6 protein-coding genes are annotated in these 6,870 nt (G+C 68.3%); 1 reads left to right on the top strand and 5 read right to left on the bottom strand.

Going from position 1 to position 6,870, the window contains the following annotated elements; genetic code table 11:
* Positions 1-128: 128 nt before the first annotated feature.
* From ACIQU6_RS10785 to rpsB, 5 genes are all read right to left on the bottom strand, one after another.
* Positions 129-1,280, bottom strand: coding sequence for a phosphatidate cytidylyltransferase (locus ACIQU6_RS10785; RefSeq protein ID WP_403481291.1), 1,152 nt, complete (start codon positions 1,278-1,280; stop codon positions 129-131).
* Positions 1,280-1,837: a ribosome recycling factor gene (gene frr / locus ACIQU6_RS10790; RefSeq protein WP_274912984.1), complete on the bottom strand. Its 558-nt coding sequence runs from the start codon at positions 1,835-1,837 to the stop codon at positions 1,280-1,282. The genes ACIQU6_RS10785 and frr overlap by 1 nt, the downstream gene beginning before the upstream one ends.
* Before the next feature lie 174 nt (positions 1,838-2,011).
* Entirely contained in the window at positions 2,012-2,773 is a 762-nt protein-coding gene (gene pyrH, locus ACIQU6_RS10795; RefSeq protein ID WP_403481292.1) for a UMP kinase, read from the bottom strand.
* A gap of 161 nt (positions 2,774-2,934) precedes the next feature.
* On the bottom strand, positions 2,935-3,771 hold the full coding sequence (gene tsf, locus ACIQU6_RS10800; protein ID WP_403481293.1) for a translation elongation factor Ts: 837 nt from the start codon (positions 3,769-3,771) through the stop codon (positions 2,935-2,937).
* Positions 3,772-3,879: 108 nt separating this feature from the next.
* The gene (gene rpsB, locus ACIQU6_RS10805; protein ID WP_383416553.1) at positions 3,880-4,746 is read right to left on the bottom strand and encodes a 30S ribosomal protein S2; all 867 of its coding nucleotides are present in this window, start codon (positions 4,744-4,746) and stop codon (positions 3,880-3,882) included.
* A gap of 528 nt (positions 4,747-5,274) precedes the next feature.
* Between rpsB and ACIQU6_RS10810 the strand changes: the two genes are divergently transcribed.
* The gene (locus tag ACIQU6_RS10810) at positions 5,275-6,621 is read left to right on the top strand and encodes a murein hydrolase activator EnvC family protein (RefSeq protein ID WP_403481294.1); all 1,347 of its coding nucleotides are present in this window, start codon (positions 5,275-5,277) and stop codon (positions 6,619-6,621) included.
* Positions 6,622-6,870: the final 249 nt, after the last annotated feature.

The raw sequence follows: 6,870 nt of genomic DNA on the forward strand, positions 1-6,870 counted from the left end.
GCCGACGCGGAGCCAGGAGCCGGACGGGGCCGGAACCGGGGGACCTCACGGATCGTCCCCGCGGTCGCGGGAACGGGAAGGGCGCGCCGCGAACGAGCGGCGCGCCCTCCAAGGGTAACCGGCGACGGTCAGCCCGCTCCCACGAAGATCACGAACAGCAGCCAGACCACCGGCGCCGTCGGCAGCAGCGAGTCCAACCGGTCCATGATCCCGCCGTGGCCGGGCAGCAGGGTGCCCATGTCCTTGATGCCCAGATCCCGCTTGATCATGGATTCGCCGAGGTCGCCGAGGGTCGCGCTGACCGCGACCGCCAGGCCGAGCAGCAGCCCCTCCCACCAGGCGCCGCCCTTGATCAGGAACTGCATGCACAGCGCCCCCGCCACCATCGCGAAGAGCACCGCGCCGACGAGTCCCTCGCGGGTCTTGCCCGGACTGATCCGCGGCGCCAGCTTCTTCTTCCCGAAGCGCCAACCGATCGCGTAGGCACCGGTGTCGCTGACGACCGTCAGCAGCAGGAACGTCAGCACCCGCTGCGGCCCGTCGTCCGCGGCAGCCAGCATCAGGGCCACGAACGTCGCCAGGAACGGGACGTAGAACGCCGCGAAGACCCCGGCCGTGACGTCCCGGAGGTAGTTCTGCGGCGCCTCCGTCATCCGCCAGACCAGGACGGCGAGGGCGGTGAGCGACATCGCCACCCACGCCCCCTCGGCACCGCGCACGTATCCGGCGATCACCATGGCGGTGCCGCCGACCGCGAGCGGGACCAGCGGCACCCGGATGTCCTTGCGCTCCGCCAGCCGCGAGGTCAGCTCCCACAGGCCCACGACGACGGCGAGCGCTATGACACCGATGAACACCGGCTTGTAGACGAAGAGCGAGGCGAGGATCACCGCGCCGAGTCCGACGCCGACCCCTATGGCAGCGCGCAGATTGCGCCCCGCGCTCTTCTTCTGCGGTTTCACTGGGTCACTGTCGGACCCGGGGAGCGAGGTGGGCATGGGCTCCTGCGGCCTGTCGTCGCGGAACAGGGGGCCGCTCAGCCGAGCAGCCCCCCGGTCGTCCAGGTTGTCCTGGTCATCCCGGATGTCCCGATGGTCGTCCTGGTGTCCGCCCGGCTCGGGCACGATGGGCATGGGCCGAGTCTGCGCCGCGCCGCCCCTGCCGTGCACGGGACCCGCCGGGGCGGGGGGTGCCGCCCCGCGCAGCGAGGCGGCCGATCCGTGATCGGGCGGTCCCCAGTGTCCGGCGCCGACCGGGGTCCCCCAGGATGACTCGTTCATCAGACCTCTAGGAGCTCGGATTCCTTGTGCTTGAGGAGCTCGTCCACCTGCGCGACGTACTTCGCGGTGGTGTCGTCGAGCTCCTTCTCGGCCCGGCGCACCTCGTCCTCGCCCGACTCCTTGTCCTTGACGAGCTTGTCGAGCGACTCCTTGGCCTTGCGTCGCACGCTGCGGATCGAGATCTTCGAGTCCTCGGCCTTGTTCTTGGCGACCTTGATGAACTCGCGCCGGCGCTCCTCGGTGAGCTCCGGGAAGTTCACGCGGATGATGTTGCCGTCGTTGCTCGGGTTGACGCCGAGGTCCGAATCGCGGATCGCCTGCTCGATGTTGCGCAGCGCGCTCTTGTCGAACGGGGTCACCACGGCCATCCGCGGCTCCGGCACCGAGAACGACGCCAGTTGGTTGATGGGCGTCATGGCGCCGTAGTAGTCCGCCACGATCTTGTTGAACATCGCCGGGTGCGCACGCCCGGTGCGGATCGCGGCGAAGTCCTCCTTGGCGACCACGACGGCCTTCTCCATCTTCTCCTCGGCTTCGAGGAGGATCTCTTCGATCACCACTTGCTCCTGGTCTTATCGGTAAGAAGCAGAGCCTCGCCCCTGCCGCGCGTCTTCTCCTGCACGGTGTCCGACCGGCAGGCGGTTGTCCATCCCCGTACCGAGGTCTTCCCACGACCGGGGGTTGCCGCCCGTACGGGCCGACACCCGTACGGAATCAGGCAGTTGAGGCCGTTAGGCCCGGGTGTTCTGATCGCTGACGAGCGTGCCGATCTTCTCACCCTTCACCGCACGCGCGATGTTCCCCTCGGCGAGCAGCTCGAACACGAGGATCGGGAGCTTGTTGTCCCGGCACAGCGTGATGGCGGTGGCGTCGGCGATCTTCAGGTCGCGGGTGATGACCTCGCCGTATTCGAGGGCGTCGAACTTGACCGCGTCCGGGTTCCTCTTGGGGTCGGAGTCGTAGACGCCGTCCACGCCGTTCTTCCCCATCAGCATGGCCTCGGCGTCGATCTCCAGGGCGCGCTGGGCGGCGGTGGTGTCGGTGGAGAAGTACGGCATGCCCATACCGGCGCCGAAGATGACGACGCGGCCCTTCTCCAGGTGGCGCACCGCACGCAGCGGGATGTACGGCTCCGCGACCTGCCCCATGGTGATGGCCGTCTGGACCCGGGAGTCGATGCCCTCCTTCTCCAGGAAGTCCTGGAGGGCCAGGCAGTTCATGACCGTACCGAGCATGCCCATGTAGTCGGAACGGGCCCGGTCCATGCCGCGCTGCTGGAGTTCGGCACCGCGGAAGAAGTTGCCGCCGCCGATCACGATGGCGATCTCATAACCGTCACGGACCACCGCGGCGATCTCGCGGGCGATGGCGTGCACGACATCGGGGTCCACACCGAGTCCGCCGCCACCGGCGAACGCCTCGCCCGACAGCTTCAGAAGGAAGCGTCCCTTACCGGCTTTGTGGGTGTCTGCGCCGTCGGCACCGTGATTCATTGAGCTCTCCTCGTGCACATACGAAGAAGGCCATTGCCGTGGGTCTTGGTCAGATCCCTGTCCGGCAATGGCCTCCTCGTCACATCTGCGGCCGACCGATGAGCGGCCGACTGCGTACGACCCTAGCGGGGCCGTAGGTCATTCGCTGCCTCGCGGCAGGCTCAGATGCCGACCTTGATGCGCGCGAAGCGCTTCAGGGTGACGCCGGCCTCCTGGAGAACCTTCTCCACGGACTTCTTGTTGTCGAGCGCGTACGGCTGGCCGAGCAGCGTCGCGTCCTTGAAGAAGCCGTTGAGGCGACCCTCGACGATCTTCGGCAGCGCGGCCTCGGGCTTGCCCTCGGCGCGGGTGGTCTCCTCGGCGACGCGGCGCTCGGCCTCGACGACCTCGGCCGGCACGTCGTCCTTGGAGAGGTACTTCGGGGCGAACGCGGCGATGTGCTGCGCGATACCCTTCGCGACCTCGGCGTTGTCCTTGTCGAGCTCGACGAGAACACCGATCTGGTGCGGCAGGTCGGGCATCGTGCGGTGCATGTACGCCGTCACGTAGCCGTCGGAGAACTGCGCGAAGCGGTCCAGGACGATCTTCTCACCGAGGTTCGCGTTGGCCTCGTCGACGTACGCCTGGACGGTCTTGCCGGCCTCGATCTCGGAGGCGAGCAGGGCCTCGAGGTCCGCCGGGTTGGTCTTGGCGACGTGCGCGGCCAGAGCGTTGGCGACGGCCTGGAACTTCTCGCCCTTGGCGACGAAGTCGGTCTCGCACTTGAGCTCAAGGATCAGGCCGGAGGTGTTGTCGTCGGCGAGCAGGGAGACCACAGCGCCGTTCTCGGCGGAGCGGCCCTCGCGCTTGGCGACGCCCTTCTGACCCTTGACGCGCAGGACCTCGACGGCCTTGTCGACGTTGCCCTCGGCCTCTTCCAGGGCCTTCTTGCAGTCCATCATGCCGGCGCCGGTGAGCTCGCGGAGCTTCTTGACGTCAGCGGCGGTGTAGTTCGCCATGGTCTGTGAATCTCTTCTCGAAATCGCGAAAGTCGAAAGATCTACGGGTGGACGGCGGGGGCGGCGCTTGTGGCACCTCCCCCGCCGTCAACCAACCAGTCTGAGAGGTCAGCCCTGCTCGGCCGGCTTCTCGGCCTCGGCGGGCTTCTCGGCCTCAGCGGCCGGGGCCTCGGCCTTGGCGGCCTCGTCGTCGGACTTCTTGTCGCCTTCGAGCAGGTCGCGCTCCCACTCGGCCAGCGGCTCGCCGGCCTTCTCGCCCGGCTTCTGGTCACCGGTCGCGGCACCGGAGCGGGCGATCAGGCCCTCGGCGACGGCGTCGGCGATCACGCGGGTGAGCAGGGTGACGGAGCGGATCGCGTCGTCGTTACCCGGGATCTTGTAGTCGACCTCGTCCGGGTCGCAGTTGGTGTCGAGGATCGCGACAACCGGGATGTTGAGCTTGCGCGCCTCGCCGACGGCGATGTGCTCCTTCTTGGTGTCCACGATCCAGACGGCGCTGGGCACCTTCTGCATCTCGCGGATACCACCGAGGGTCTTCTCCAGCTTGGCCTTCTCGCGGGAGAGGACCAGGAGCTCCTTCTTGGTGAGGCCGGAGGCGGCCACGTCCTCGAAGTCGATCTGCTCAAGCTCCTTGAGGCGCTGCAGACGCTTGTAGACGGTCGAGAAGTTGGTCAGCATGCCGCCGAGCCAGCGCTGGTTCACGTAGGGCATGCCCACGCGGGTCGCCTGCTCAGCAATGGCCTCCTGGGCCTGCTTCTTCGTACCGACGAACATCACCGAGCCGCCGTGCGCGACAGTCTCCTTGACGAACTCGTAGGCGCGGTCGATGTACGACAGCGACTGGAGCAGGTCGATGATGTAGATGCCGTTGCGCTCCGTGAAGATGAAACGCTTCATCTTCGGGTTCCAGCGGCGGGTCTGGTGCCCGAAGTGGACGCCGCTCTCCAGCAGCTCCCGCATCGTGACGACGGCCATGGCCGTACTCCTTGTTTTCTCGGTTCCACCACGACCGGCTGATCGCAGTGCCTGACGCCCCGACGCGCCTGCCAGGGGAGGAACCGGGTGGAACCTTCCGAGGACCGAGGAGCGCGGCCGACGTGCTGCCCGAACGGGACTACTGCACTGGCGGCGGGGCGTGCGAAGTCGACCCGGTGACCCGGATCGCCATCAGAAGTGTACGGGACGGGCGATGCACCGGGCGACACGCACCATTTCGCGCCCCTTCAAGGTGACGCCGTTATCCACAACCCCCTTTCCGTCCACAGCTTTTGACCAAGATCCCCGCGCCTGCCTCGCATCCGCGATCGTCACAACATGCGACGAATCACCGGCCCGACCAATCGGCGGCCTCATGCCACGCTCGCACCATCCCGACGACGCAACGTGACCCGCCCACGACTCTCCGCCCTTACCCGAGGGCCCCACATCGAACGAAGGCAACTCCCCGGGCACGGAGGCTCACCGGGCTCTCGCCCTGACCGGCAGTGCCGCCACGGACCGCCTATGGACGGAGCGACTGCGGTGCCCCCGGTCGGGGAGCGCTCCCCCCAGACGACGCGGCCTCGCGTCGAGTCCACGTCGGTCGCGTCTTCCATTCCGGCGTCCGTGCCTGTGCCCGAGCTCGTGTCCGTGTCGGTACCGGGTTCGGGGCGGACTTCAGATCCCGAGCTGAGCTCGGAGCCGGAACCGGGTTCGGCATCAGCTCCTGTCCCAGTCCCAACTCCAACTCCCGCTCCAGCTCCCGGATCCTCATCGGCGTCGCCTCAAGCACCGAGCCGAGATCGTGCCCGGGTGAAGGCCACGGGACTCGCCGCCCAAAGCCGGGCAACGTACGGACAGGAAGTGTCATCAGGCCGAAACCGCCAAGACGGCGGCCGACACCCGCCCCCTCCGACACTCCCCCCACTCACGCGGTGCGCCCTGCGTGCCCTGTGTTCTCTCTGCGCTCTATGTGCTCTCTGCCTGTACGTACTGTGCGTCGGGGCATCTGTAGGAGCGATCGGCACGACAGGGGTGGCCACCGCGGCGGCGCCGATCGCCAGCGCGGCACCGCCCTTGGCCAAGGACGGGGTGAAGCTGGCTGCCCGACCAGCGGCTTCGACGGCGGACCGCTCCTGGCCAGTCGACGGCCCTGGCGGGGCACCGCCCACAGTGCTGCGCGGTTGGGAGCCGCCTCCAACGCCCTGGGCGGCAGGACACAGAGGCGTCGACCTGGCGGCATCCGCAGGCACAGTCGTCAAGGCAGCCGCGCCCGGACAGATCGCATTCGCCGGCACCGTCGCCGGCCGCGGCGTCCTCACCATCGAGGTGTCCGACTCGGGCCATCCACCGTTACGCACCACCTACGAACCGGTCCGCGCATCCGCCCACAAGGGCCAACAGGTCACCGCCGGCCAGCCCGTCGGCGTACTGGAGGGCGGCCCCTACCACTGCCGCGCCCCATGTCTCCATTGGGGCCTACTACGTGGCACGACCTACCTGGACCCGCTCTCGCTGCTGCCACCGGCCATGCTGCACGGCGCCCACTCGCGCCTGCTTCCGGTCTTCGGCATCCCCGAGCCCAACGCCGTACCGGAAGCCGGACCCTCTCGTCCACATCGTGAACAACCGGCTCTCGCCGGTCGCGAAGGGACGAGCGCATCGGCGGACGCTACTGGTACAGCCCTACTCGGCACACTCGCTCTCGCCGGCTCAGCCCTGTGGGCGTTGGGCCGCCTCCGCGGATCCGCAGAAAGGAAGGAGCGAGCTAAGCGGCACGGTGCTGACCCGTGCGCTGGCAGTGGGAGGCGGCGATTGGGCTTCTTGCCGCGTGGCCGAGGGCCGAAACGATGGAGAGCGAAACGCACGTAGCGGGAGGGGAGATGTAGGGGGAGTTCAGCTCGAGATGCTCCGACCGATACGAGATGCGTTGCCCCATACAGCCGCCCAGTACAGCCCGGTTGGGCCTACTGACACTGGCCACGCAGCGCTGTAGGGCCGCCCAACACACGGAACTCACTGCGGGCTGCGGGCTGCGGGCTGCGGGCTGCGGGCTGCGGGCTGCGGGCTGCGGGCTGCGGGCTGCGGGCTGCGGGCTGCGGGCTGCGGGCTGCGGGCTGC

The organism is Streptomyces sp. NPDC090442 (assembly GCF_044769405.1).
Classification (GTDB): Bacteria; Actinomycetota; Actinomycetes; order Streptomycetales; family Streptomycetaceae; genus Streptomyces.